Genomic DNA, 24624 nt, shown 5'->3' on the forward strand with positions numbered 1-24624 from the left:
AGGCAGCCGCCGCCAGCACGCGGTCCCCGCCTGGGTCGATGGCCCACGAGGGCCGGCTACGACGCCTCATCCGATACCTGTCACTCGAGTGCCTCGAGGGCCAGCTCACGCAGCTGCCGGCGGTGTTGCTCCAGGGCGATCAGCTCGCCGAACATCTTGTTGTAGTCCGCCGCCTGCTCGACCGGGTTCGTGCGCTGCAACCGCGACTTCAGGTCAGCGATCCGACGCAGCGCAGTGAGCTCACGGAGCCGATGGACGTGTTGGCGCACGTAGGCGGCGGTCGGCTCCTTGGGCGACTTCACCGGCTCGACCGCGAGCGCGCTGACCAGGTCCGCCAGCCGCGGGTCGGGCTGGGCACTGCGCAGCGCGGCCACCCACGACGGCCCGGACGTCTCCCCCGGGCCGCCCAGGCCCGCGACGCTGCCCCACACGGCGCGGTAGGCGGCGTGAGTGAAGTCGTCGCCGTCGACCTCGGCCATCGACCGACCGACCAGCTCGGGGTGCTGCACCACCAGTTGGAGCGTCTCCCGCTCGATCATCAGGCGCGGGTCGCGCGGGTCGGGCAGGTCGCCACTCACCTGCGGGCGAGGAGCGACCGGCGAGGCGTCGCGGGAGGCAGCCCTGCGCACCTCGCGCCGGGCGTCGTCGGGCTCGATGCCCAACATGCCCGCGAGCTCGCGGGCGAAGGCGTCGACCTTGGACCGGTCCCGGATCGCGGTGACCAGCTTGGCAGCCTCCCGGAGCGCATCGACGCGACCGTCGGCGCGGTCGAGGTCGTAGCGCTGCACCACGTTGGCGAGCACGAAGCGGTAGAGCGGAATCCGCCGCGCGACCAGTTCGCGCACCCCGGCGTCGCCCTGCTGCAACCGCAGGTCGCAGGGGTCGAGTCCGGTCGGCTCGATCGCGACATAGGTCTGGCCCGCGAAGATCTGGTCGCCCTGGAAGGCACGCAGCGCCGCCTTGTGGCCGGCTTCGTCCCCGTCGAAGGTGAAGATCACCTCGCCGCGGAACTCGTCGTGGTCCTGGAGCAGTCGCCGGATCACCCTCGCGTGGTCGTCACCGAAGGCGGTGCCGCAGGTCGCGACCGCCGTCTTCACGCCCGAGAGATGGCAGGCCATCACGTCGGTGTAGCCCTCGACGATCACTGCTTGCGAGGACCGGGCGATCTCCCGGCGGGCGAGGTCGATGCCGTAGAGCACGTGGCTCTTCTTGTAGATCGCAGTCTCGGGGGTGTTGAGGTACTTGGCCTCGATCCGGTCGTCGTCGAAGATCCGTCGAGCCCCGAACCCGATCGTGTCCCCACTGGTGTCCCGGATCGGCCACATGAGCCTGCCGCGGAACCGGTCGTAGAGGCCACGTCCCTCACCGATCAGACCGCTGGCGACCAACTCGGCGTTGGTGAACCCCTTCTGGCTCAGATGCTTGAACAGGTCCTCTCCTCCGCGCGGGGAGAACCCGACCCCGAAGGTCTCCGCCGCGGAGCGGTCGAACCCGCGCTGGTCGAGGAACTGTCGGGCGACCATGGCCTCGGGGCTGCCCAGCAGGTCGACGAAGTAGTCGCTGGCGACGCGGTGCGCCTCGACGAGTCGCGGGCGCTGCGGTCCCCCGCTGGGACGTTGCGGACCGCCCTCCTCGTAGCGCAGTTGCACGCCGTACTTCTCCGCGAGCCGCTCGACGGTCTCGGTGAAGCCCAGCCCGTCGATCTCCATCACGAACTTGATCGCGTCGCCGCCCGCCTGGCAGCCGAAGCAGTGATACATGCCCCGCGCCGGGGTGACGTTGAAGCTGGGCGACTTCTCGTCGTGGAAGGGGCACAGGCCCTTGAGGTTGCCGCCACCGGCGTTGCGCAGCGTGACGTACGACGAGACCACCTCGTCGATGCGCGCCTTCTCCCGCACCTCGGCGATGTCCTCGTCCCTGATCCGGCCTGCCACGACGTGATCCTACGAGGGCGCGCCGACGGCGCGGGAGCGGTCCCGCCCGCGACAGCCCGGTAGCGTCTCCTCCACGCGATCGGGCACGAGACGTGGAGGTGGGATGTCGATCAGCGAGCGGCTCGACCGCACCCAGCAGCGCCACCCTGTGCTCGGCTTCCCGATCGCATGCTTCTACAAGTTCTTCGATGACTTCGGCAACTACCTCGCCGCGACCATGACGTACTACGCCTTCGTCTCCATGGTCCCGCTGCTGCTGCTGGCCTCCACGCTGCTCAGCGTGATCCTGGTCGGCCACCCCGGGCTGCAGCGCCAGCTGCTGAACTCGGCCCTCGCCCAGTTCCCGGTGGTCGGAAGCCAGCTCAAGACCCCCTCCGCCCTGGCCGGTAGCCCCCTCGGGGTGATCGCGGGCGGCCTGGTGGCCGTGTACGGCGGGCTGGGCGCCGCCCAGGCCCTTCAGTACGCCGGCAACACCATCTGGCACGTGCCGCGCAACAGCCGACCCAACCCGTTCCTCGCGCGCGGCCGCTCGCTGATGCTGCTCGCCACTGCGGGCCTGGGCATGCTGGTCGCGACGATCGGCTCGGTGGTGCTGCGCAGCATGTTCCAGCAGACCCTGCTGCTGAAGGTGGCCACCAACATCGGCGGAGCCGCGATCGCGATGGCGGTGCTCCTGGTCGCCTACCAGCTGGCGCCGAAGCGCCACCTGACGCTCGCCCAGCTGTGGGTCGGTGCGCTCCTCGCCGCCGTACTGCTCCAGCTACTGCAGACCTTCGGGTTCTTGTACGTCGAGCGGGTGATCAAGCACGCGACCGATACCAACGCGGTGTTCGCGATCTTCCTCGGCCTGGTGGGCTACCTCTACCTGGCGGCGGTGATCCTGGTGCTCGGGATGGAGGTCGACGTGGTGCGTGCCGAACGGCTGTGGCCGCGCGCGCTGCTGACCCCGTTCACCGACAACGTGGTGCTCACCCGGGCCGACCAGACTGCCTACGCGGGGCAGGCGAAGGCGCAGCGTGCCAAGGGGTTCCAAGAGATCGACGTGCGCTTCGAGCCGGGCGGCGGGAACGATGGCGACAGCGGCGACGATCAGTAGTCGCCGGTCATCTGATTGACCAGCGGCTCGCCCGCGGCGTAGCGCGCCAGCTGCTCGCGGACCAGCCGGTGCGCTCGCGGCCACATCGCGGCGCTGGCCCCGCCGACATGGGGTGTGATCAGCAGCTGTGGCGCCTTCCAGAGCGGATCATCAGCCGGCAGCGGCTCCGGGTCGGTGACGTCGACGGCGGCGTACAGCCGGCCGCTCTCCAGCTCGGCGCACAGGTCGGCGCTCACCACCACGTTGCCGCGGGCGACGTTCACCAGCAGGGCGCCGTCCTTCATCCGGGCCAGCATCGCCGCATCGAAGAGACCCCTGGTCTGCGCCGTGCCGGGCAGGATCAGCACCACCACGTCGGCGCTGGGCAGCAGGTCGGGCAGGTCGGCTACTGCGTGGACGCCGGGCCGGGCGCTGCGGGCCACCCTGGTCACCTCGCACTCGAAGGGCAGCAGCCGCCGCTCGATGGCGGAGCCGATCTGGCCGTGTCCGACGATGAGCACGTTCCGGTCGGCCAGTCCGCGCCGCCACCGCGGCTCCCAGGTGCCGCGATCCTGGGCATGGCCGAACTCCTGCAGCCGGTTCAGCGAGGCCAACACCAGGGTCAGGGCCTGCTCCGCAGTGGCGGTGTCGTGGATGCCGCGGCCGTTGCACAGCAGCACGCCGGCCGGCACCGATGCGCGGAGGTGGTCGACCCCCGCCGTCATCGTCTGGACCACCCGCAGTCGCGGCATCCGCGCAAACAGGTCCGGCGGCATCGGCCCGAGCTGGTACGCCGGAACGAAGAGCTCGACCTCGGCGGCGCTCTCCGGCAGCTCCCCCCGGTCGGGCCTGACCAGCTCGTAGCGCAGGCCACCCGGCGGGTCGCCCAGGTCCGCGGGCGGGAACGGCAGCCAGACGAGCGGATCGGTCACCCTCCCGAGGCTACCGGCGTTCGGTCCCGCACAACCGGGCGTGCCAGGCCAACGCCGAGGCATCGGTCAACGACGCGAGCTGGTCCACCAGCACCCGACGACGCGCGCCGTCGTCGTCGGCGTCGGAGAAGTCGCGACGGAACTGTGGATCCAGGGCGGCCGGCGCGCCACCCGCGAGTGCCTCGAACAGCTCGCGAAGCATGGCGCGCTGACGGCTCATCAGTGAGACTCGGCCGGCCGCCTGCATCACGTAGTGCGCGGCGATGCCCTTGAGGACCGCGATCTGCAGCGCCGTCTGCCCGGGGATGACCACGTCGACCCGGTGGCGCACCAGCGGCCGATCGCCGAACGCCTCCCGGGTGGCCTGTTGCACGTTGCCGCAGAAGATCCCGATCAGGTCGCTGGTGAGATTCTTCAGAGCGGCCAGGCCCCGGCGGCTGCCGTCGTACGGCGCGTCCGGCCAGGCGTCCACCCGCTGCATCCGGAGCAGCGCGTCGTCAAGCGCTGCATCGTCGCCGTCCGGGAGGTACCACGACCGGGCCGTTCGCCACACCGCCGCCCGCTCGGCCGGCTCGGTCAGCGCGGTCAGGTCGATCTTGCCGGCGACGATGCCGTCCTCGAGGTCGTGCACCGAGTAGGCCACGTCATCGGCGAAGTCCATCACCTGGGCCTCCACGCAGCGCCGGGGCCCGTCGACCCCTGACCTCATCCAGTCGAACACCGGCCGATCGTCGTCGTACACGCCGAACTTGCGCAGCGTCTTCGGGACGCCGTCGGTGTGCACGCCGAGGGGCTCGCGCGCGTCCTCGCGTGCCCACGGGTACTTCGTGCACGCGTCGAGGGTCGCTCGGGTGAGGTTCAGCCCCACCGACCGGCCGTCCGCGTCGGCGGTCTTCGCCTCCAGCCGGGTGAGGATCCGGAGCGTCTGGGCGTTGCCCTCGAACCCGCCGATGCCCTGAGCCAGGTCGTTGAGGGCACGCTCCCCGTTGTGCCCGAACGGCGGGTGGCCGAGGTCGTGGGCGAGCGCCGCGGTCTCGGTGAGGTCAGGGTGACAGCCCAGCGGATGCGCCAGGTCCCGGGCGATCTGGGCGACCTCGAGGCTGTGGGTGAGCCGGTTGCGGACGAAGTCGTCGGACTGCGGACCGACGACCTGAGTCTTGGCGGCGAGCCGGCGCAGCGACGCGGAGTGGACCACTCTGGCCCGGTCGCGCTCGAACGGCGTACGCACCGGCGCCGGCACCCGCTTCGCCGGTTCCGGGACGATGCGCTCCCGCGCGGCGTCGTCGTAGAGGTCGTCCCAGGTCACTCGTGGAGCGTAGCGAGCGGGTGAGGCAGGTGTCAGAGCCAGCCGTTGTCCGTGGCGATGGCGACAGCCCCGGCGCGGTTGGCGGCACCGGTCTTGCCGATCGCGCTGGAGAGGTGGTTGCGCACGGTGCCCTCGGACAGGAACAGCGTCGCCGCGATCGTCGCGACCGAGGCACCGTCGCGGGCGGCGCGCAGAACGTCGGTCTCCCGGACGGTCAGCGGGGACTCACCGGCCACCAGCGAGTCGGCGGCCAACGCCGGGTCGACCACCCGGAGCCCTGCGTGCACCCGGCGTACGGCGTCGGCGAGCTGGCGAGCGGGGGTGTCCTTGACGACGAATCCCGCGGCGCCGGCCTGGACCGCCCTGCGCACGAACCCCGGGCGCCCGAAGGTGGTGACGATGAGCACCCGCACCTCCGGGAAGGCGGCCTTGACGGCTGCAGTGGCCTCGAGCCCGTCCATCCCGGGCATCTCGACATCGAGCAGCGCGACATCGGGCCGCTTGTCGCGGACCGCGTCGACGACCGCGTCGCCCGAGCCGACCTCTCCGACCACCTCGAGGTCCGGCTCGAGGTTGAGCAGCGCGGCCAGCGCGCCGCGGACCAGGGCCTGGTCGTCGGCGAGCAGCAGCCGGATCGTCCGGGTGGTCACCGAACCACCACGGTCAGCGCGAAGCCCGAATCGCGGCTCTCGGTCAGCACGGTCCCGCCGAGCTTGGCGGCGCGCTCACGCAGCCCGACGAGTCCGTGCCCCGGCGTGCCACCGGCAGACCCGCACCCGTCGTCGATGATCTCCACCCGGTCCGCGGACAACCGCACCTGGCAGCGGCTAGCCCGGCTGTGCCGGATGACGTTCGTGATGCCCTCCCGCACGGCCCAGGCGAACAGCTCACGCCGATCCGAGGGGACGTCGTCGGTCGAGTTGGGCAGCTCCGCCTCGATCTCGGCCGCGGACAGCGCACTGCGGGCCCGGGCGAGCTCACCGGGCAGCGTCAGGTCGCGGTATCCCCCGACGGCACGGCGTACGTCGGCCAGGGCATCACGGGACAGCCGCTCCAGGTCCGCCAGCTCGGCGCGGGCGCGGTCGGCGTCCACCTCGAACAACCGGTTCGCCAGCTCGGCCTTGACGGTGATCACCGTCAGCGAGTGGCCGAGGATGTCGTGCAGGTCGCGGGCGAACCGGTTGCGCTCGTCCTCCAGGGCGAGCTGGGCGTTCTCCTCACGGACCGCGAGGACCTCGATGTTCCGGTTGATCGCCTGCGAGATGCCCCAGATGGCGAGGGCAGCGACGAGCGTGCCGAACAGGATGCCGGAGTCCTCGTCCCAGCCGGGGACCAGGATCGAGGCCAGGTAGGCGCCGAAACCGTCGACCACCGCCACCAGCCACGCCCAGCGGGTCGGCAGGCACATCACCGCCGTCACGGCGATGTAGACCGAGGCGGTCGTCCCGCTCTGCCCGATCGTCACGCACATCACCACGGCCAGGACGACCTCGACCAGGACCACGCCCGCCCCCGGCCACGGAGCCAGGTACGCCCGGAAGGGCGCGCCCACGGCCCGCCGTCGGCGCAGCCTGATGAAGATCAACAGGTAGATCGCCGCGAATGCGACCGTGGCGGCCATCCCGACCCAGCCCGCCACAGTTTCGCGCCGGTCCCACCCCGCCTCGAGCGGGGAGGCCAGATAGAAGAGCCAGACCGCCGCGAACACGCTGCCCCAGCGACGTTGACCTATCTCGTCCAGATCGCGTGGGCGCTCGTCCATGGGGGTCACGGTAGTCACACCCGGGCGGTGTCCTTGCTCATCCGCCAGGCAGCGCCTGCGACGAAGACGACCAGCCACCCGACCGCGTTGACCACGGAGTACCACGGCAGCTCATGGGTCAGGGGGGCGCGGGCGATCTCGGAGACGCCGTACATCGGGGTCCAGTAGGCGATGTGCAGCATCGTGGAGCTGTACTGGCTCAGCGGGATGAACACGCCGCCCAGGAACGACAGCGCGGCCAGGCCGGGCCCGAGGATCTGCATCGCGTTCTCTCCGGGGACGATGTAGCCGATGAAGACGCCCAGCGCCGCGAAGGTCAGGGTGCAGAACATCGTGAGCACGGCGCAGTAGACCCACACGTCGGTCGGCATCTGGGCGTTGCCGTGAGTGGCGCTGACCACGTTGACCACGACGATCACGACAGCGCCCATCACCAGGGCGACCAGCGCCTTCAGCACGATGTACGACGCGGGGTTGAGCGGGGTGAGCCGCAGCTGTCGGCTCCAGCCCTGGGCGCGCTCCATGGCGACCATGGAGCCGATCGAGGCCGACGTCAGCGCCGCGCCGTACAGCGCCATGTTCACCAGGATGAAGGCCGCGACGTTGCCCGAGCCGATCCGGTTGTCGCCGTACTTCTGGTTCGAGAACACGAAGTACATCAACAACGGGAAGAGCAGCGCGAAGATCACCAGGCGCCGGTTGCGCAGCATCCGGCGCAGCTCGATCCCGAACAGGGTGGGGTTGATGCCGCCGAAGCGCGGCAGGGTCCGGGACTCGGCGCTCAGACCTGGTTGCACGGCACTCACTGGACTGCTCCTTCGTGGTCGGTGTCGGGTCCGCCGGTCAGGCTCAGGAAGGCATCCTCGATGCCCTTGGCGGTGATCTCCAGGTCCCGCGCGGAGGTCTGGGTCAGCAGGTGGCGGGCGACGGCGTCGCTGTCCTTGGTGTGCACGAAGACCTGGTCTCCACGCACCTCGACGCTGTCCACACCCCCGAGCGCGGACAGTGCGGAGGTGTCGACGTTCTCCCAGGTGGCGCGCACCGTCCGTCCGGAGGCGAGCGCCTTGATCTCCGAGCCGCTGCCGTCCGCGACGACCCGTCCGTGGCTCACCAGCACGATCCGGTCGGCGTACTGGTCGGCCTCCTCGAGGTAGTGGGTCGCGAACAGCACGGTGCGACCGAGCTGAGCGTCCTCGCGGATGGTCGACCAGAAGGCCCGGCGTCCTTCGACGTCCATGCCGGTAGTGGGCTCGTCGAGCAACAGGAGTGCCGGATCCGGCAGCAGTGCCAGGGCGAAGCGGAGCCGCTGCTGCTCGCCGCCGGAGCACTTCTGCACCTTGCGGTCGGCGATGCTCGCGATCCCCGCCCGCGCCAGCGCATCATCGACGTCGCCGGCGGTGCTGAACAGGCTCGCCATGTAGCGGGCCGTCTCCCGGACGGTGAGGTCCTTGAGCAGGCCGCCGGTCTGCATCACCGCGGAGACGAGTCCACGGGCCACCGCCGCACGCGGTTGCATGCCCAGGATCTCGATGCTGCCCGCGGTGGGCTTCGACAGCCCCAGGAGCATGTCGATCGTGGTGGTCTTCCCGGCGCCGTTGGGGCCCAGGAAGGCGACGATCTCACCGGGTTGGATCGTCAGGTCGATGCCGCGCACGGCGTGCACGGCGCCGAAGTGCTTGGTCACCGCCGTCAGCCGTACGGCGTCGGCGCCCACTCTCGGCCGGGGGCCGATCGCGTCTGTGGACGCCGACCCCGTTGCTGTCTTCTCTGCCATGGCTCCAGCATCGGCCACCGACCCCCGCCGCGCCTCGTGCCTGCGTCACGACCTGGGGGTGACAAATGTCAGCGATCCGCGGCGGCCAGGTCCGGCCCGGCGGCCCGCTCAGAAGCCGAGCTTGCGCAGCTGGCGCGGGTCGCGCTGCCAGTCCTTGGCGATCTTGACGTGGAGGTCGAGGTAGACCGGTGTCCCCAGCAACGCCTCGATCTGCTTGCGTGCGGCCGAGCCGACCTCACGCAACCGGGATCCCTGGTGCCCGATCACGATTCCCTTCTGCGAGGACCGTTCGACGTAGAGGTTCGCGTGGACGTCGAGCAGCGGCTTGTCCGCAGCGCGGCCTGGCCGCAGTCCCATCTCCTCGACCACCACGGCGATCGAGTGCGGGAGCTCGTCGCGGACCCCCTCGAGGGCGGCCTCACGCACCAGCTCTGCGACCAGCACCTCCTCCGGCGCGTCGGTCAGATCCCCATCGGGATACAGCGGCGGACCCTCGGGAAGCCTCGCGACCAGCAGGTCCGCGAGCAGGCCGACCTGGTCGCCGGCCACGGCCGAGACCGGCACGATCTCTGCCCACTCCGTGCCGGTCTCCCGACCCAGGGCGTCGATGGCCATCAGGTGCGAAGCGATCTGGTCGGGGCTGGCCAAGTCGGTCTTGGTCGCCACCGCGATCTTCGTGGAACGACGCGCCTTGCCCAGCTCGTTGACCAGGAACCGGTCACCCGGGCCCGGCTTCTGGTCCACCGGGAAGCAGACCGCCACCACATCGACCTCCGCCCAAGTGGACTTCACCAGGTCGTTGAGCCGCTCACCGAGCAACGTGCGCGGGCGGTGCAACCCCGGGGTGTCGACCAGCACCAGCTGGGCGTCGGGCCGGTGCACGATGCCGCGGATCGCGGTGCGCGTGGTCTGTGGCCGTGACGAGGTGATGGCGACCTTGCTGCCCACCAGGGCGTTGGTCAGGGTCGACTTGCCGGCGTTGGGACGTCCCACGAAGCAGGCGAAGCCGCTGCGATACGCCTGTTCCGGGCTAGTCACGTCGCGCCTCGTCGTAGTCCATCCAGATCTCCTCGTCGGTCTTGCCCGCTGCCTTGCCGCGCGCATAGATCGGCGCCGGGTCGACCGCCCGGACCGCCCGTCCGCGGCTGTTGCTCCAGTAGCCCATCAGGTCGTGGTGGTGCGAGTCCCAGCCGAGCTCTCGTCGTACCGATCGACGGATGTCGCGCATCTGCGCCGACTCCCCCGCCATCCAGAAGTAGCCCGGCCCCTCGGGCCAGTCCAGCGACGCCACGAACGCGGCCAGGCCGGAGACCCCGACCTCGGGCGGCTCGAGCCAGTCGCCCTCGGCCAGATAGCCGGGCAGTGGCCCGTCGCCACTCTCCACCCAGGAGCGCACCGGGCCGTCGAAGTCGGCGAGGTGCTCGCGGATCCGCGCGATCGCCGGGAGCGCGGTGAGGTCGCCGACCAGCACTACCCAGCCGGCGTCGTCGGGCAGCGCGAAGGAGCCCTTGGCCTCGGTGATCGTGACTGTGTCACCCACGCAGTCGCCCTGGGCCCACTCGGTCACCAGGCCCTGCTCGTGCACGACCACGTCGAGCACCATCTCCGGCTGCTCGCCGTCGGACCACGAGCGGACCGTGTAGTAGCGGGACTGGAACTGACCGGGAACCACCAGGCCGACCCACTCATCGGGGATTCCGGTGCTGGCGAACGACCGCAGCCCCGGTCCCCCGAGCACGATCCGCACGAGGTGCGGCGAGAGCTGCTCGCGGCGCACCACCTCGGCGGTGCACGATCCAGGGCGGGAGCTCACCGGGCTAAGGCTATGTCAGTTGACCTGCGCGACCCGCTTCGGGGCGCGAGCCGGCTCCAGGCCCAGGTCGGCCGCCGACAGCAACCCATCCGCACCCACGTGCAACCTCGCCACGTGCATCCGACGCTGGGCGCAGCCCTTCTCCGTGCCGCGGCACCGGTCGGAGCGCGGGTAGTGGGTGAATCCCTTGTCCCAGGCGTGGTAGGCCAGTCGTAGCCGACCGCGCTTCGTGAGGAACGCGAAGCCACCGCCGGGCCCGTTGATCTGTGCGTTGGTCGCGATCAGCGGCGTCGTGGTCGGTCGCTGGCACGGTCCCTTGACGCCGTCGCACAGCGCGTAGCCGACGGCGTACTGCTTGCTGCCCCAGCCGTTGCCCGAGTAGAAGAGGTAGTGCCGCCCGTGCACGACGATCATCGAGGGGTTCTCGACGACCTGGTTCTCCCAGGTCGCCGGTCCCCGCGCCGTGAGCAGCTTGGTCGGTGCCGCGGCGGTGGCGTGCAGCCCGCGCGCGCCGAGGCGCTGCACCCACAGGCGAGTGGGCCGGCCGATGCTGATGTCCTCGGTCTTGTAGAGCAGCCACACCTTGTGGTGCTCGATCAACAGCTGCGGGTCGATGGCTCCGCGTCGCCTCGGACACACCAGGGGCGCGTGGCTGCGGTCCACGAACGGCCCGCGCGCGGAGGCGCTGGTCGCCACCGAGATGCACATCTTGAACCGGTGCCCCGGCAGCCGGGTGGCGTACGCCGCGACGTACTGGCCTGCGATGCGGGCGACCGACGGCGCCCAGTTCATCCCGACCATCCGGTCGCCGACCGGCCGCGACCAGGCCCAGCGCGCGACGGCCGGCATCGCGTCGGGACTGTCGGCTCCGCGTCGTTGCTTGTCGGCCCGCCAGCGCACCAGGTCGTGGGAGGTGAGCACGGGCAGGTTCAGTCCGCCGGTCGTGGTCGCGTAGGCGAACCAGGTGCGGCCGACGCGCAGCACCGCCGGGTCCGGGAAGTCGCCGCGGTAGGGCAGCCCGGCCCGGAACGGGTCGCTCCCGAACGGGTCCGGCCTGCTGGTCTGCGCCTGGGCGGCCGGGACGAGCACGCCGACGACGCACAGGCACGCGAGCAGTACCACGACGTGGCGCAGCGAGGACACGGACAAATGCACCGGGCAAGTGTCCCAGCCCGGCGCCGCTACGGAGCAGATTCGGGCTGTCTTCAGTCCAGGTTGATGGTGTGGCCGGCGCAGGTGAGGTGGCGCAGCCCGTGTGGGGTCTTCCAGAGGAGCACGCCGGGGAGTAGCTGCTGGTAGGTCCAGCTGGTCAGTGTCTTGGCTCGGTGGTGGTGTCGGCATAGCGCGGCGAGGTTCTTCGATCTGGTCTGCCCGGGTGGGCCGTGGTCGTCCCAGGCCTCGATGTGGTCCAGGTCGAGGTGTCGGGCCGGGCGGCTGCAGTGGGGTGCGGCGCAGGTGCGGTCGCGCAGGATGACCTGTTCGCGGTGCAGGCCGGTGGCGAACCGGCTGGTGCTGGTCAGGTCGGCGTTCAGATCGATCACCGGGCGGATCGTGATGTGGACATCGCCGGGGATCGTCAGCCAGTCCCGCAGCGTGTCCAGGGTGATCTCCGGATCGCGGTGTCCCTCCAGCCTGACCATGGCGTCCGCGAGGGTGCCGTCGGTCGAGGTCGGGGTGCCGTGGATCGCGTCGGCGGACAGGTGCGCGTACAGGATCAGATCCCGGCGACCGCGCCTCTGGGCGGCCCGGACATCGGGCCGAGCCTCGGCGGGCTGGTCCACCGTGTCGGCGCCAGTGCCGGCGCCAGTGCCGGCGCCGGTACCGGTTCCCGTGTCCAGGTCCAGGGCGAGCTGGCGGCGGGCCAGCTCCCCGGCTGCCAGCGCCCGGCGCTGGTCCAACGGCAGGTCGCTGCCCAGGTCCATCAGGCGTGCGGCGAGCCCGGCGATCGCGGCGTCCAGGTCCAGCGCGTCGGCCAGGTCCAGCTCGGCCTCGACCCGGCTGGTCCCGGCGAAGGAGACCTGCTGGTGATCGATGTCGAACCGGCGACCGTCCGCCGCCAGCCGCCGCTGCTCGGCGGCCAGGTCGGGCATGAACCGGCCCACCGCCTCGGCGACCAGCCGCTCCACCGCAGTGGCGCCCATCCGGGCGGCGAACCCGGCGACCTGAGCATCGACGAACCCCGCGGCCTCGATCGAGAGGGCCTGGGTCTGCTCGGCGATCCGGCGTGCCCGCCACGCCGCCACCTCCCCGCCCTGCACCCGCGCCCACAACCGCGGGAGCCGGAACGCCAGCTCCACCACATCGGAGACCAGCGACCGGGCCCCGGTCAACGACAACCCCAACCCGGCCGCGAGCTCGGTGATGGTGAACTCACCGACCCACGGACACCCGACGCCCCCGAGCCGGACCGGGGCCTCACCCCAGGTGGCTGCCCGGTCCGGGTCCTCGGTCACATGCAGCTCACACCAAGCCAGCACCCCGGCCAGCTTGGAAGCCTCGGCCGCCTGCACGACCTCCTGGTCCGCCCGGATCCCGGCCAGCACCGCACCCGCAACCGACACATCGCCGCGAACGCTGCTCCCCGAGACCATGAGACGACTCTAGACGCGACCACGGACAGTATCGATCGAGCCGAATCCCCTTACCCACAAGGCGAATCCGCCAGCCGCAACGCTCAGCCCACCCAGTCGTGGCGCAGCGGGTAGCCACTGCCCCCGCGGTCGTCGGTCCTGGTCGCCAGCACCTGGTGGAGCTGGATCTCGTTGGTCTCGAAGCCCATCCGCGACCCGGCCATGTAGAGACCCCACACCCGCGCGGTGGCCTCACCGACCTCGGCGACGCACTCGTCCCAGTGAGCCACCAGGTTGCGGTTCCAGCCGGCGAGCGTGCGGGCGTAGTGCGGCCGGAGGTTCTCCTCGTGCTGCACCTCGAGGCCGGCGTCCTGCGCCTCGGTGATGATGCGGCCCGAGCCGGTGAGCTCGCCGTCGGGGAAGACGTAGCGGTCGATGAACGCGCCCGTGTGCGTCTTCTGGTTGTGTGGGCGGGTGATGCAGTGGTTGAGCAGCCGGCCATGCGGCCTGAGCTTGCTGCGCAGGAAGCCGAAGTACGCCGGGTAGTTGCCCACGCCGATGTGCTCGGTCAGGCCGATCGAGCTCACCGCGTCGAAGCCGCTCTCGACGACCTCGCGGTAGTCCATGTGCCGCACCTCGGCACGGTCGTCCAGGCGCAGCTCCTTGATCCGCTCCTGGCCCCAGGATGCCTGCTCAGCCGAGAGGGTGACGCCGAGCGCGGTCACGCCGTAGTGCTGGACGGCGTGCCTGACCATGCCGCCCCAGCCGCAGCCGACGTCGAGGAGCCGCATCCCTGGGCGCAGGCCGAGCTTGCGGCAGACCAGGTCGTACTTGGCGAACTGCGCGTCGTCGAGAGTCGTCTCCTCGGTCGGGAACAGCGCACAGGTGTAGGTCATGGATGGGCCCAGCACCATCTCGTAGAACCGGTTCGACACGTCGTAGTGGTGGTGGATCACCTCGGCGTCGCGCTCCGGGGAGTGCAGCATGCCCTCCATCACCCGCCGCCACCGAGGCAGATGCTCCTGCGGAGGGACGGGTGGCGGCTTGAGCCGGCTCAGCCCCACGGCGCGGAGCAGCGCGACCGCCTCAGCGGGCGAGGGCCTGCGGAACTTCAGGCCGTGCTGGTTCCCCTTGACGAGCATCAGCGCCTCGAAGGGGTCGCCCGGGTGCGCGCCGACCAGGTGCAGGTCCCCCTGGACGTAGGCGCGGGCGAGGCCCAGGTCGCCGGGCGCACTGACCAGGTAGGACAGCCCCCGCTCGTTGCGCAGGTCGATCCCGAAGGGTGCGTCCGCGGGTCCGGCGCTGCTGCCGTCGTACGCGGTGAACCGGAACGGCAGCTCGCCGGCGAGCAGGGTGCTGAACGCCTCGGCCAGGTTCATCGTCGAAGTGCGCTGGGTCATCGTCGTCGTACCGCCTTGTCGTAGAGGGTGATCAGCCGGTCCTCGGGGTCGTAGCGCTTCTTGACCGCAGCGAGGTGGGCGCCGTTGTAGAGCGCGTCGAAGGTGTGGGCGTCATAGAACGCCTCGGAGTAGAGCGACTTGTGGCCGTCGAGGTCGTGGACCTTCGCCTCGATGGCTCGGTTGGTCGGCGCCTCGGCGGCCGAGGGCCCGACGTGCACGGTCCCCCAGAATCCGGCGTTGACGTAGGTCTCGTCCGGCCGCAGAGGGTACGACGGCCACGGGTCCCTGGCCACCAGCGGGCACAGCCACACCGGACGCATGCCCACCTCCGCGTCGAACCAGTCCAGGAACTCCCGGAGCCGGCCGACCGGCACCTCGACGTCCTGGATCACCCGCTCACGCTGCGGCCGGCCCGCGCGCCGGTCGAGTCGGTCGGCGATGCCGAACCTGGTGTCGAGGCCGACGAGCCGGTGGTAGACATCGGAGCGCTTGAACCGGCGCGGCCACAGCCGCCGCACGGTGGGGTTCTGCAGACCGAACGCACCCGAGCACCAGAACCAGTCCGTGTCCCAACGCCACAGGTAGTCCTCCATGGTGAGCAGGTCGGTCGGCCGCTGCTGGATCGAGCGGAAGTAGATCTGCTGGCCGGTGTAGTCGCTGGTGGCTCCGCCGGCGTCGGTGAAGGTGGCCACGGTGAGGTAGTACTCCCCGGGCGCGAACGCGACTCCGTCGAGGCCGTCGACGCGCTGCCCGTCCCAGCTCCTGGTCGCCACGATCTCCGTGATCGCGTCGGCCAGCCGGGTGGCGTCGTCGAAGGCGACGTGGCGCAGCGCGACGTACGCCGGCACCGGCTCCAGCTCGATCCGCAGCCGGGTGGCGTACCCGAGCGAGCCGTAGGAGTTGGGGAAGGTCCAGAAGAGGTCGCTGTGCTCGTTGGCGCGGGTGCAGGTCACCACCTCGCCGGCGCCGGTGAAGACGTCCATCTCCAGCACCGACTCGTGCGGCAGCCCGCTGCGGAAGCTGGTTGCCTCGATGCCGAGCCCGGTGACCGCGCCCCCGAGGGTGATGGTGCGCAGCTGCGGGACCACCTTGGGGATCATCCCGTGCGCCAGGGTCACGTCGACCAGGTCCTCGTAGGTGCACATCCCCTGCACGTCGGCGGTGCGTGCCTGTGGGTCGATCGCGATCACGCCGTCGAGGCCGCTCACGTCCAACCCGGCGTTGCCCGCGGACTCTCGAGGACGGAAGAGGTTGGAGGTCTTCTTCCGCAGCCGCACCGGTGCGCCCGCGGGGACCTCGGCGTACGAGTCCTGCAGCCGTCGCACGGCGACGAGATGCTGATCCGGTCCCCTCAAACCCATGGGCACAGCCTAGACAAACCTTTGCAGGCAACAACCAGTCGGGGTCCACCGCGAGACACGGGATCCACCCTAGCCACTCCCGGCCGTAGGGGCGTCAGCTGATCAGCGTCGACTTCAGTGCCCCGCTGGGGTCGCCTGCATGCACAGGCACCCCCGCACCGGCGAAGTCGCGGAGCGCGGCCAGGTCCTCGGCGGCGGGATCGTCCGCGCCGAGCACCACCACCGCCTCGGCTCCCTTAGCGCCACTGGCGACAGCCATCGCAATGCAGACCCCGACCGCTGAGACCTGCAACGACGGCAGCTCCACGGTCGCGCCCGCGTAGGTCCGCCCGTCGAGGTCGCGCAACGCGGCGCCGTGGGCGGCGCCAGTGCGGGCGCGGGTGGCCCGGGCCAGTACGACGAGCTTGTGGTCCTCGGCGCTCAGATCGCTCATGCGGGCGAGTCTAGGGAGGTCCGGTCGGGCAGCGTGCCGGTGTGGCCGGCGTGGTCGGCGTGGTCGGCGTGGTCGGACCTGCTGGTCGGCAACGGTGTGATCAGCACGGTGCCGATCCGCTTGCGACGCCCGGTGGTGCCCTCCGCCTCGAAGATCAGGCCGCCCACCTCGACGACCGATCCGGGGATCGGAACCTTCCCGAGGTGCTTGGCCATCAGGCCGCCCACCGAGTCGACGTCCTCGACGGTCTCCTCGTCCAGGGTGATCCCGACGACCTCGTCGAGATCGTCGACCGGGAAGCGCGACGAGACTCGGGTGGAGCCGTCGGGGAGCGACTCCACCGGCACCTCGTCGGGGTCGAACTCGTCGGTGATCTCGCCGACGATCTCCTCCAGGACGTCCTCGATGGTGACCAGCCCCGCGGTGCCGCCGTACTCGTCGACCACGACGGCGATGTGCCGGCGCGCGGCCTGCATCTCGCGGAGCAGGTCGTCGACCGGCTTGGAGTCCGGCACATGCAGCACCGGCCGCATCAGTGTGTCGACGTGCTCGGTGCTCTGGGCGTCCTGACGGTCGAAGACGCGTCGGGAGATGTCCTTGAGGTAGGCGAAGCCGACGATGTCGTCGAGGTCCTCCCCCACCACCGGCACCCGGGAGTACCCGGTGCGCAGGAACAGCGACATCGCCTGGCGCAGGGTCTTGTGCCGCTCGATGTAGACCACGTCCGTGCGCGGCACCATCACCTCGCGCACGCTGGTGTCGCCGAGCTCGAAGACGGAGTGGATCATCTCCCGCTCCCCCGACTCGATGACGCTGGAGGCCTCGGCGAGGTCGACCATCTCGCGCAACTCCGCCTCGGAGGCGAACGGACCGGCGGAGAACCCCCTCCCCGGCGTCAGCGCGTTGCCGAGCAGGATCAGCAGCCGAGGCACCGGACCGAGCACCCGGGACAGGAGCAACATCGGCCCCGCGGCAACCAGGGCGATCCGCTCCGAGTGCTGCCGGCCGAGGGTGCGCGGGCCGACCCCCACCGCGACGAACGAGATCACCACCATCACCGCGACCGCCACCACGATCGCGGTTGCGCTCCGGCCGTAGCTCCCGGTGATCATCAGGGTGATCACCACCACCGCCGCGGTTTCGCAGAGGCTGCGCGCGAACAGGACGGTGTTGAGCACGGGCGCCGGGTCGTCGAGCACGTCGAGCAACCGCCGCGCCCCGGGCCTGCGGTCATGGGTGAGCTCCTCGGCGCGGGCGCGCGAGAACGAGGCGAGTGCCGCGTCGGCGCTGCTCAGCACGCCGGCGAGTACGACGAGTCCGATGACCAGGATCAGCAGGCCCGGACTGTCTGCCCTCATTTCTCGGGGCCTCCCGACGACCCCTGCCACTCCCCGAGCAGCCGGGCCTGGAGGCCGAACATCTCCTTGTGCTCCTCAGGCTCGGCGTGGTCGTAGCCCAGCAGGTGCAAGATGCCGTGCACGGTGAGCAGGTCGAGCTCGTCGGTCGTGGAGTGCCCCGCGGTCTCCGCCTGCCGCTCGGCCACGACCGGGCAGAGCACCAAGTCGCCGAGCACGCCCTCCTCGGGCTCCTCGTTGACCTTGCCCGGGCGCAGCTCGTCCATCGGGAAGGCCAGCACGTCCGTCGGGCCCTCCTTGTCCATCCACTTCGCGTTGAGCTCGGCGATGGTCTCCTCGTCGACGGCCGTCACGCAGAGCTCGGCGAGCGGATGCACGCGCATCCGGTCCATGACGAAGCGAGCCAGCCGCTGCGTCCGGCGGGCGTCGATGGTCACCCCCGACTCGTTGAGCACCTCGACGGTCATCGCGCGCTCACGACCGGTGTCCACGGAGCTCGTGCCGCTCCGGCCGACTCTGCTCCTGCCGCCGGGCGTCGAACTCGTCGTATGCGGCGACGATCTCGCCGACGAGCCGGTGCCGCACGACGTCGTGGGCGGTGAGCCGATTGAAGGAGACGTCCTTGATGTTGTCCAGGATCCCCTCCACGACGCGCAGCCCGCTGTGCACCCCGCTGGGCAGGTCCACCTGGGTGACGTCGCCGGTGACCACGATCTTCGACCCGAAGCCGAGCCTGGTCAGGAACATCTTCATCTGCTCCGGTGAGGTGTTCTGCGCCTCGTCGAGGATGATGAACGCGTCGTTGAGCGACCGGCCGCGCATGTAGGCCAGCGGCGCGACCTCGATGGTGCCGGCCGCCAGCAGCTTCGGGATCGTCTCCGGGTCCAGCATGTCGTGCAGCGCGTCGTAGAGCGGCCGCAGGTAGGGGTCGATCTTCTCGCTCAGCGTGCCGGGCAGGAAGCCGAGCCGCTCACCTGCCTCGACCGCGGGTCGGGTCAGGATGATCCGGTTGACCTGCTTGGCCTGGAGGGCCTGGACGGCCTTGGCCATGGCCAGGTAGGTCTTGCCGGTGCCGGCGGGCCCGATCCCGAAGACGATGGTGTGCTTGTCGATGGCGTCGACGTACCGCTTCTGGTTCAGCGTCTTGGGCCGGATCGTGCGGCCCCGGTTGGACAAGATGTTGAGGGAGAGGATCTCGGAGGGCCGGGCCGCATCCTGCTGCGTCTCCATCCGCAGCATCGCCACGGCGCGCTCGACGGTCTCCTCGCTGATCCCCTGCCCGGTGCGGATGATCGCCACCAGCTCGTCGAGCAGCTGCTCGACCAGGGCGACCTCGGCCGGCTCGCCGTGCAGGGTGATCCGGTTGCCGCGCACGTGCACGTCGGCGTCGAAGGACTTCTCGATCAGTCCCAAGTGGGCGTCGGCCGGACCGAGCAGCGACACCATGTTGATGCTGTTGGGCACCACGACGGTGTGCGCCGCGGCGGGGTCTGTCAATTCAGTCATGGATGCCCCGTCGGGGGCGGCCCTTCTGGTAGCCGGTGGTGATGCCATGCTACCCAGCGCAGTCGATCGGGCTCCATCCGTTTGACCTCCGGCCGATCCTGCCGCCGGGTTTCGTGCGTCAACCCCCACGCTGCCTCGCGCGTGGAAGTAGCGTGACGTCCATCGTGCGCAGCCGACCGGCCCAGGGGGTGACCGTGGTGGTGACCGAGCCTCCGGCCGACCCGGTCGATGTCGCGCTCGTCGGGCTCTACGACCGGCACTACGCGACGCTCGTCCGGGTCGCGGTGCTGCTGGTTCGCGACCGCGAGACCGCGGAGGACGTCGTGCAGGACGCCTTCGTTGACATGTGCCGGCGATGGCCACGGCTGCGGGATCGCGAGGCTGCCGCGGGCTACTTGCGCACGGCCGTCGTGAACCGCTCCCGCTCGGTGCTGCGACACCGCAAGGTGGTCGACCGGCAGCGTCCCGAGCGCACCGACACGGCACCGGGGGCCGACGAGTCGGTCCTGAGTCGTTCGACGCGCACCGCGGTCCTCGACGCGCTCGCCGCACTGCCGCGCCGCCAGCGCGAGGTCCTGGTGCTGCGCTACTACCTCGACCTGTCCGAGTCCGAGATCGCCCAGACCCTCGGGATCTCCCGGGGCTCGGTGAAGACCCACGCCTCCCGTGCCGCCTCGGCACTGCGCGAGGCCCTGGAGCCCGACGGAGGGAGCCTGCGATGAACGACCACGAGGGCCGGATGCGGGAACGCCTGCACGACGCGGTCTCCGACGTACGGCCGGAGCGCGGGGTGGACGAGATCCGGGCGCGCCTGGAGGATCGGCGCGTCGCCGAGCCGCGGCACTGGTTCGCCGGTACGGCGGCCGCGGTCGCCGCCATCGTGCTCGTCACCGGCGGCGTCGCGTGGATCAACCACCACGGCAAGGCGCCACGGATCGCCTCGTCGACGACCGGCCACTCCGCCGCGGTGGTGGCCTACTACCTCGGCGCCACGGCGAACGGCTCCCGGCTGTTCTCCGAGCACCACACGGTCAAGAACGTGCGGGGCAGCGACCTCGAGGCCGCGGTGAACGAGACCCTCAGTGGCCTACCCGACGATCCCGACTACCACACCGGCTTCCCCCGCGGCACCAGTGCCTCGGTGAGTCAGGACGGCAACGGCGTCGAGGTCGACTTCGACGACTCGGCCGTCGCGGATGCCCGACCGACCCTCGGGTCGACCGCGCGCGAGGCCATCCAGGCAGTCGTGTGGACCGTCGACGACACCGTCTCCCGGCCCGTGGCCGTGCGGTTCATGATCAAGGGCCAGCCTGCGTCCCGGCTCCTCGGGGAGCCGCTGGACGGATCGGTCCGCGAGGGCTCCGCCGACTCGGTGCTCTCACCGGTCTCGGTCACCCTGCCCGAGGGCGCCCAGCTCAGCGGGGGCAGCGTCAACGTGATCACCGGCCACGCCGCGGCGTTCGAGGGCAATGTGGTCTGGGAGCTGCGACAGGGCGAGCAGGTGGTCAAGTCCGGCTTCACCACCGCCAACGAGTGCTGCACGCTGTCGCCCTATGCGTTCGAGCTGAAGGCGCCTCCCGGCAACTACACGCTCGTGGTGCACGACACCGACCCGTCGGGCAAGGGGCACCACGTGACGTCGGACAGCAAGGACATCGTGATCCTGCCCCGCTGAGTCGGTCCGGATCGGGTCGCGGTCAGGACGCCGACGCGCCAGCCCGTCCGCTGTCCGCGATCGCGGGGGTCGCGGCCCGGCTGAGCAGGACCTGGCCGATCGCGATGCCGATCGCCGGCCCGACCACGAACGCGAGAATCGCGCCGATCGCGCCGGGCTGGTCGACCATCAGCCACAGGAACGCGAACGCGGCGCCGGTGCTGCCCCAACCAGCGGTGTGCAACACCGGATCGCGGGTGAGCTCCGCCAGCTCGGCGGGGACCTCGCCGTCCAGCGCGGTGCCGGCCACCCGGCCGATCGCGGCCAGCCTGCGTCCCTGGACCACGTTGCCCACCACCGCCAATGCCAGGGTGACGACGATCGCGAGCACGACCCATGCGTCGCCGAAGCCGATCCAGCTCATCCTCGCGACCATCCAGAGGCCGGTGCCGGCGATGAGCAGGGTCGCCACGGGAGCGATCCGCTCGATGGCGGGTCCGGCGTACAGCGCGGCCCGCAGTTGCCCGACCGACGTCGCGCGCGGTGCGCCGTACAGCGCCACCAGCTCTATCGAGATCATCACGAACAGCAACGCCACCCCGAAGAGATGTGCCGTCAACAACGACGTGTCCACGTTGGCTCCTCACCGGTCGTCCGGTCCCGGATCGTGGACGATCGCCCGTTCAGCTGCAGTCCGTCCACGCTACCGCCGCGCAAGGCCCGGCGAGGCGAAACCGACTTACCAGCGCGAGGTCCGCGACAGCAGGGCGGCGGCCGCGGCGACACCGGCCGTCGAGGTGCGCAGCACCGTGGGCCCGATCCGGACCACCGCGGCTCCCGTGAACGCCTCGAGCTCCTCGGGTGCGATGCCGCCCTCGGGCCCGACGACGACTACGACCGAACCGGCCTCGGGCATCGCCAGGGAGCCCAGGGAGGTCTGCGCGTCCTCGTGGAGCACCACGGCCAGGTCGACACTCGCGAGGAGGTCGGTGACCGTGGGGGTCCCGGCAGGATCGGCGACCTCCGGGAACCACCAGCGCCGGGACTGCTTGGCCGCCTCCCTGGCGGTCGAGCGCCATCGCGCCAACGACTTCTGGGCGCGCTCGCCACGCCAGACCGCCACCGAGCGGGCGGCCGACCAGGGCACGATCCGGTCCACGCCGACCTCGGTCAGCACCTCGACGGCGAGCTCTCCGCGGTCGCCCTTCGGGATCGCCTGGACGACGGTGAGCTGCAACGGGTGCCGTTCGGCGTGCGAGACCGACAGGACGGTCGCCTCGAGCACGGTCCGGGCCGCCGTGGTGACCTCGCACACCGCGGCCGTGCCTGCGCCGTCGGTGAGCACGACCTGCTCACCGGGACGGATCCGGCGAACGACCGCCGCGTGCCGGGCCTCGTCACCCTCCAGCCGTGCCGTCGCACCGACCACGGCCACCGCGTCGGGGGCCCAGAAGACCGGGAGCGTCATCGCACGGACGCCGGTCGCGGGCTCACTTGAAGGCGTCCTTGAACCGGTCGAACACCGACCGACGGTTGGGATGCAGCCTGCCCTCGGGCGACTCCTCGTTGCGGAGCTGGGCCAACTCGCGGAGCAGCTCCTGTTGCCGTTCGTCGAGCCTGGCGGGCGTCTCGACATCGATGGTGACGATCACGTCGCCGCGGGCGCCGGTGCGCAGGTGCGGTACGCCGCGGCCACGGACGACCTGCTCGGTGCCGGGCTGGGTGCCTGCCCGGACATCGAGGTCGACCCAGGACTCCACGTCGCTGTCCTCGCTCCGGGACGCCTCATCGAGGAGGTCCGCCTCGAGCAGCGGCAGCCGCAAGGTGGTGCCCAGCGCCGCTGCGGTCATCGGGATGGAGGCGTGGCAACGCAGGTCCTGGCCATCCCGGATGAACACGGGGTGGGGCCGCACGTGGATCTCGACGTACAGGTCGCCTGCGGCGCCTCCTCCCGGGCCGACCTCGCCCTCACCGGCGAGCTGCACGCGGGTGCCGGTGTCGACGCCGGCCGGGATCTTCACGGTGATCGACCGGCGCGATCGGACCCTGCCGTCTCCGGCGCACTCGCGGCACGGCTCCGGGATGATCTCGCCGTACCCCCGGCACGCCGCGCACGGCCTGAGCGTGCGGATCTCGCCGAGGAACGACCGCTGCACGTGCTGCACCTCGCCCTGGCCGTGGCAGGTCTCGCAGGCGACCGGCCGGGAGCCCGGCGCCGCGCCGCTGCCGTGACAGCTCGAACAGAGCACTGCGGTGTCGACCTTGAGCTCCTGGCTGGTACCGAATGCGGCCTCGGCGAGCTCGATCTCCAGTCGCACCAGCGCATCCTGGCCACGCCGGGAGCGCGGCCTGGGCCCTCGGCCGCCGCCCTGCTGGCCGCCGAAGAAGGCGTCCATGATGTCGGTGAAGGAGAACCCCGCGCCCTGTCCCGCGAAGCCACCGCCGCGGCCGAACGGGTCGCCACCGAGGTCGTACATCCGCCGCTTCTCGGGGTCCGACAGCACCTCGTAGGCAGCGGAAACCTCCTTGAACCGCTCCTGTGTCGCAGGATCAGGGTTCACGTCCGGGTGCAGCTGGCGGGCCAGCCGGCGGTAGGCCTTCTTGATGGTGTCGGCGTCGGCGTCACGCTCGACGCCGAGAACAACGTATGGATCGCTCATGTGCTTTCTTGGCGCTCTGGTCGGATGGGTCTGGTCGGGTGGTCAGGATTCGTCGAGGTAGCTCGACACGTAGTGGGCGACGGCACGGACGGCGGACATCGAGCCGGGGTAGTCCATCCGGGTCGGCCCCATCACGCCGAGGGCGCCGGCCCGATCCTCGCCCGGGCCGTAGCCGCTGGCGACCACGGAGGTGCTGGACAGCTCCTGGAAGGGACCCTCGTGGCCGATGCGCACGGTCAACGCGGCGGTCGAGCTGGCCTGACCGAGCAGCTTGAGCAGTACGACGTGCTCCTCGAGGGCCTCGAGGATCGGCTTGACGGTGGTCTCGAACCCATCGCCGAACCGAGCCAGGTTCGAGGTGCCTCCGACGACCACGCGCTCGTCGGAGCGATGGTTTGACATCGCCTCGATCAGCGAGCTCACCACGATCGCGAGTGGAGTGCGCCGAACCTGGTCGACCTGCTCGGGCAGATCCCCGAGCGCGGTGACCGCGGAGCTGATCCGCTCGCCGATCGCCGCCCGGTTGAGCCGGCTGCGCAGGTCCGCGATCGTGGCCTCGTCCAGCTCGTCGGGCAGCTCGACGAGGCGCTGCTCGACCCGGCCGGTCGACAAGATCAGCACCAGAAGCAGCCGGGAGGGCGAGATCGTGACGACCTCGATGTGACGGACCGTCGAGCCCGCCAGCGTGGGGTACTGCACGATCGCGACCTGCTGGGTCAGCTGTGCCAGCAGCCGGACGCTGCGCTGCACCACGTCGTCGAGGTCATGCGCCCCCTCGAGGAAGGACGAGATCGCGCGCCGTTCGGCAGGGCTCATCGGCTTGACGGTCGTCAGCCGGTCGACGAAGAACCGATATCCCTTGTCTGTCGGGATCCGGCCGGCACTGGTATGCGGCTGGGCGATCAGTCCGTCGTCCTCGAGCGCGGCCATGTCGTTGCGCACCGTGGCCGGGGAAACGCCAAGCTGGTGTCGCTCCACCAGCGCCTTCGAGCCCACCGGCTCGTGGGTCGCGACGTAGTCCTCCACGATGGCCCGCAGGATGGCGAGCCGGCGGTCCTCGTGCATCGACACCTCTGGCCCCCTCATCTC

General features: G+C 70.8%; 24 protein-coding genes. 3 read left to right on the forward strand and 21 right to left on the reverse strand.

The annotated features are described in order from the left end of the window. Positions 1 to 80: 80 nt before the first annotated feature. Positions 81 to 1934, reverse strand: a complete 1854-nt coding sequence (gene dnaG / locus Q9R13_RS05920) for a DNA primase (protein ID WP_310964144.1) — start codon at positions 1932 to 1934, stop codon at positions 81 to 83. A 103-nt stretch (positions 1935 to 2037) separates the two neighbouring features. Between dnaG and Q9R13_RS05925 the strand changes: the two genes are divergently transcribed. Further along, positions 2038 to 3030, forward strand: a complete 993-nt coding sequence (locus tag Q9R13_RS05925; RefSeq protein ID WP_310964145.1) for a YihY/virulence factor BrkB family protein — start codon at positions 2038 to 2040, stop codon at positions 3028 to 3030. On the opposite strand, the gene Q9R13_RS05930 is transcribed toward Q9R13_RS05925, so the two are convergent. The 16 genes from Q9R13_RS05930 to Q9R13_RS06005 all read right to left on the reverse strand — a co-directional run bounded on the left by Q9R13_RS05930 (position 3024) and on the right by Q9R13_RS06005 (position 19221). Continuing rightward, positions 3024 to 3941, reverse strand: a complete 918-nt coding sequence (locus Q9R13_RS05930) for a 2-hydroxyacid dehydrogenase (RefSeq protein ID WP_310964146.1) — start codon at positions 3939 to 3941, stop codon at positions 3024 to 3026. The genes Q9R13_RS05925 and Q9R13_RS05930 overlap by 7 nt on opposite strands. A 10-nt stretch (positions 3942 to 3951) precedes the next feature. Continuing rightward, positions 3952 to 5247, reverse strand: coding sequence for a deoxyguanosinetriphosphate triphosphohydrolase (locus Q9R13_RS05935; RefSeq protein WP_310964147.1), 1296 nt, complete (start codon positions 5245 to 5247; stop codon positions 3952 to 3954). Positions 5248 to 5279: 32 nt separating this feature from the next. Beyond that, positions 5280 to 5897, reverse strand: coding sequence for a response regulator transcription factor (locus Q9R13_RS05940; protein ID WP_310964148.1), 618 nt, complete (start codon positions 5895 to 5897; stop codon positions 5280 to 5282). After that, entirely contained in the window at positions 5894 to 7009 is a 1116-nt protein-coding gene (locus Q9R13_RS05945; RefSeq protein WP_310964149.1) for a sensor histidine kinase, read from the reverse strand. The genes Q9R13_RS05940 and Q9R13_RS05945 overlap by 4 nt, the downstream gene beginning before the upstream one ends. 14 nt (positions 7010 to 7023) lie before the next feature. Further along, a complete protein-coding gene (locus Q9R13_RS05950) occupies positions 7024 to 7815 on the reverse strand; it encodes an ABC transporter permease (RefSeq protein WP_310964150.1) in 792 nt (263 codons plus the stop codon). Continuing rightward, entirely contained in the window at positions 7812 to 8783 is a 972-nt protein-coding gene (locus Q9R13_RS05955; protein ID WP_310964151.1) for an ABC transporter ATP-binding protein, read from the reverse strand. The genes Q9R13_RS05950 and Q9R13_RS05955 overlap by 4 nt, the downstream gene beginning before the upstream one ends. Before the next feature lie 108 nt (positions 8784 to 8891). Continuing rightward, the gene (gene era / locus Q9R13_RS05960) at positions 8892 to 9821 is read right to left on the reverse strand and encodes a GTPase Era (protein ID WP_310964152.1); all 930 of its coding nucleotides are present in this window, start codon (positions 9819 to 9821) and stop codon (positions 8892 to 8894) included. After that, positions 9814 to 10596 (reverse strand): siderophore-interacting protein, encoded by a 783-nt coding sequence (locus Q9R13_RS05965; RefSeq protein WP_310964153.1) that lies wholly within the window; start codon positions 10594 to 10596, stop codon positions 9814 to 9816. Before Q9R13_RS05965 ends, era begins: the two co-directional genes overlap by 8 nt. A 15-nt stretch (positions 10597 to 10611) precedes the next feature. Further along, positions 10612 to 11751, reverse strand: a complete 1140-nt coding sequence (locus Q9R13_RS05970; RefSeq protein ID WP_310964154.1) for a glycoside hydrolase family 43 protein — start codon at positions 11749 to 11751, stop codon at positions 10612 to 10614. Positions 11752 to 11801: 50 nt separating this feature from the next. After that, positions 11802 to 13187 carry an HNH endonuclease signature motif containing protein gene (locus Q9R13_RS05975; protein ID WP_310964155.1) on the reverse strand — a complete coding sequence of 462 codons (1386 nt, stop codon included), beginning with the start codon at positions 13185 to 13187 and terminating at the stop codon, positions 11802 to 11804. Positions 13188 to 13270: 83 nt separating this feature from the next. Further along, a complete protein-coding gene (locus tag Q9R13_RS05980) occupies positions 13271 to 14566 on the reverse strand; it encodes a cyclopropane-fatty-acyl-phospholipid synthase family protein (protein WP_310964156.1) in 1296 nt (431 codons plus the stop codon). Beyond that, entirely contained in the window at positions 14563 to 15927 is a 1365-nt protein-coding gene (locus tag Q9R13_RS05985) for an FAD-binding oxidoreductase (RefSeq protein ID WP_310964157.1), read from the reverse strand. The genes Q9R13_RS05980 and Q9R13_RS05985 overlap by 4 nt, the downstream gene beginning before the upstream one ends. Before the next feature lie 94 nt (positions 15928 to 16021). Next, positions 16022 to 16360 carry a cytidine deaminase gene (locus Q9R13_RS05990; RefSeq protein WP_310964158.1) on the reverse strand — a complete coding sequence of 113 codons (339 nt, stop codon included), beginning with the start codon at positions 16358 to 16360 and terminating at the stop codon, positions 16022 to 16024. Beyond that, positions 16357 to 17718 (reverse strand): hemolysin family protein, encoded by a 1362-nt coding sequence (locus tag Q9R13_RS05995; RefSeq protein WP_310964159.1) that lies wholly within the window; start codon positions 17716 to 17718, stop codon positions 16357 to 16359. Before Q9R13_RS05995 ends, Q9R13_RS05990 begins: the two co-directional genes overlap by 4 nt. Continuing rightward, a complete protein-coding gene (gene ybeY / locus Q9R13_RS06000; RefSeq protein WP_310965040.1) occupies positions 17715 to 18182 on the reverse strand; it encodes an rRNA maturation RNase YbeY in 468 nt (155 codons plus the stop codon). The genes Q9R13_RS05995 and ybeY overlap by 4 nt, the downstream gene beginning before the upstream one ends. A 7-nt stretch (positions 18183 to 18189) precedes the next feature. Continuing rightward, complete coding sequence (locus Q9R13_RS06005; protein WP_310964160.1) at positions 18190 to 19221, reverse strand: PhoH family protein; 1032 nt, start codon at positions 19219 to 19221, stop codon at positions 18190 to 18192. 152 nt (positions 19222 to 19373) lie between these two features. On the opposite strand from Q9R13_RS06005, the gene Q9R13_RS06010 reads away from it, so the two are divergent. Beyond that, positions 19374 to 19943 (forward strand): RNA polymerase sigma factor, encoded by a 570-nt coding sequence (locus tag Q9R13_RS06010; protein ID WP_310964161.1) that lies wholly within the window; start codon positions 19374 to 19376, stop codon positions 19941 to 19943. Next, the gene (locus tag Q9R13_RS06015; RefSeq protein WP_310964162.1) at positions 19940 to 20896 is read left to right on the forward strand and encodes a Gmad2 immunoglobulin-like domain-containing protein; all 957 of its coding nucleotides are present in this window, start codon (positions 19940 to 19942) and stop codon (positions 20894 to 20896) included. Before Q9R13_RS06010 ends, Q9R13_RS06015 begins: the two co-directional genes overlap by 4 nt. A 22-nt stretch (positions 20897 to 20918) precedes the next feature. Here the strand turns inward: Q9R13_RS06015 and Q9R13_RS06020 are convergent, their stop codons facing one another. From Q9R13_RS06020 to hrcA, 4 genes are all read right to left on the reverse strand, one after another. Continuing rightward, positions 20919 to 21509 carry a hypothetical protein gene (locus Q9R13_RS06020; protein WP_310964163.1) on the reverse strand — a complete coding sequence of 197 codons (591 nt, stop codon included), beginning with the start codon at positions 21507 to 21509 and terminating at the stop codon, positions 20919 to 20921. A 105-nt stretch (positions 21510 to 21614) separates the two neighbouring features. Beyond that, the gene (locus Q9R13_RS06025) at positions 21615 to 22343 is read right to left on the reverse strand and encodes a 16S rRNA (uracil(1498)-N(3))-methyltransferase (RefSeq protein WP_310964164.1); all 729 of its coding nucleotides are present in this window, start codon (positions 22341 to 22343) and stop codon (positions 21615 to 21617) included. A gap of 22 nt (positions 22344 to 22365) precedes the next feature. Then, positions 22366 to 23535 carry a molecular chaperone DnaJ gene (gene dnaJ / locus Q9R13_RS06030; RefSeq protein WP_310964165.1) on the reverse strand — a complete coding sequence of 390 codons (1170 nt, stop codon included), beginning with the start codon at positions 23533 to 23535 and terminating at the stop codon, positions 22366 to 22368. Positions 23536 to 23577: 42 nt separating this feature from the next. Beyond that, on the reverse strand, positions 23578 to 24600 hold the full coding sequence (gene hrcA, locus Q9R13_RS06035) for a heat-inducible transcriptional repressor HrcA (RefSeq protein WP_310965041.1): 1023 nt from the start codon (positions 24598 to 24600) through the stop codon (positions 23578 to 23580). Positions 24601 to 24624: the final 24 nt, after the last annotated feature.

Origin of the sequence: Nocardioides marmorisolisilvae (assembly GCF_031656915.1) — a bacterium.
Classification (GTDB): Bacteria; Actinomycetota; Actinomycetes; order Propionibacteriales; family Nocardioidaceae; genus Marmoricola; species Marmoricola terrisoli.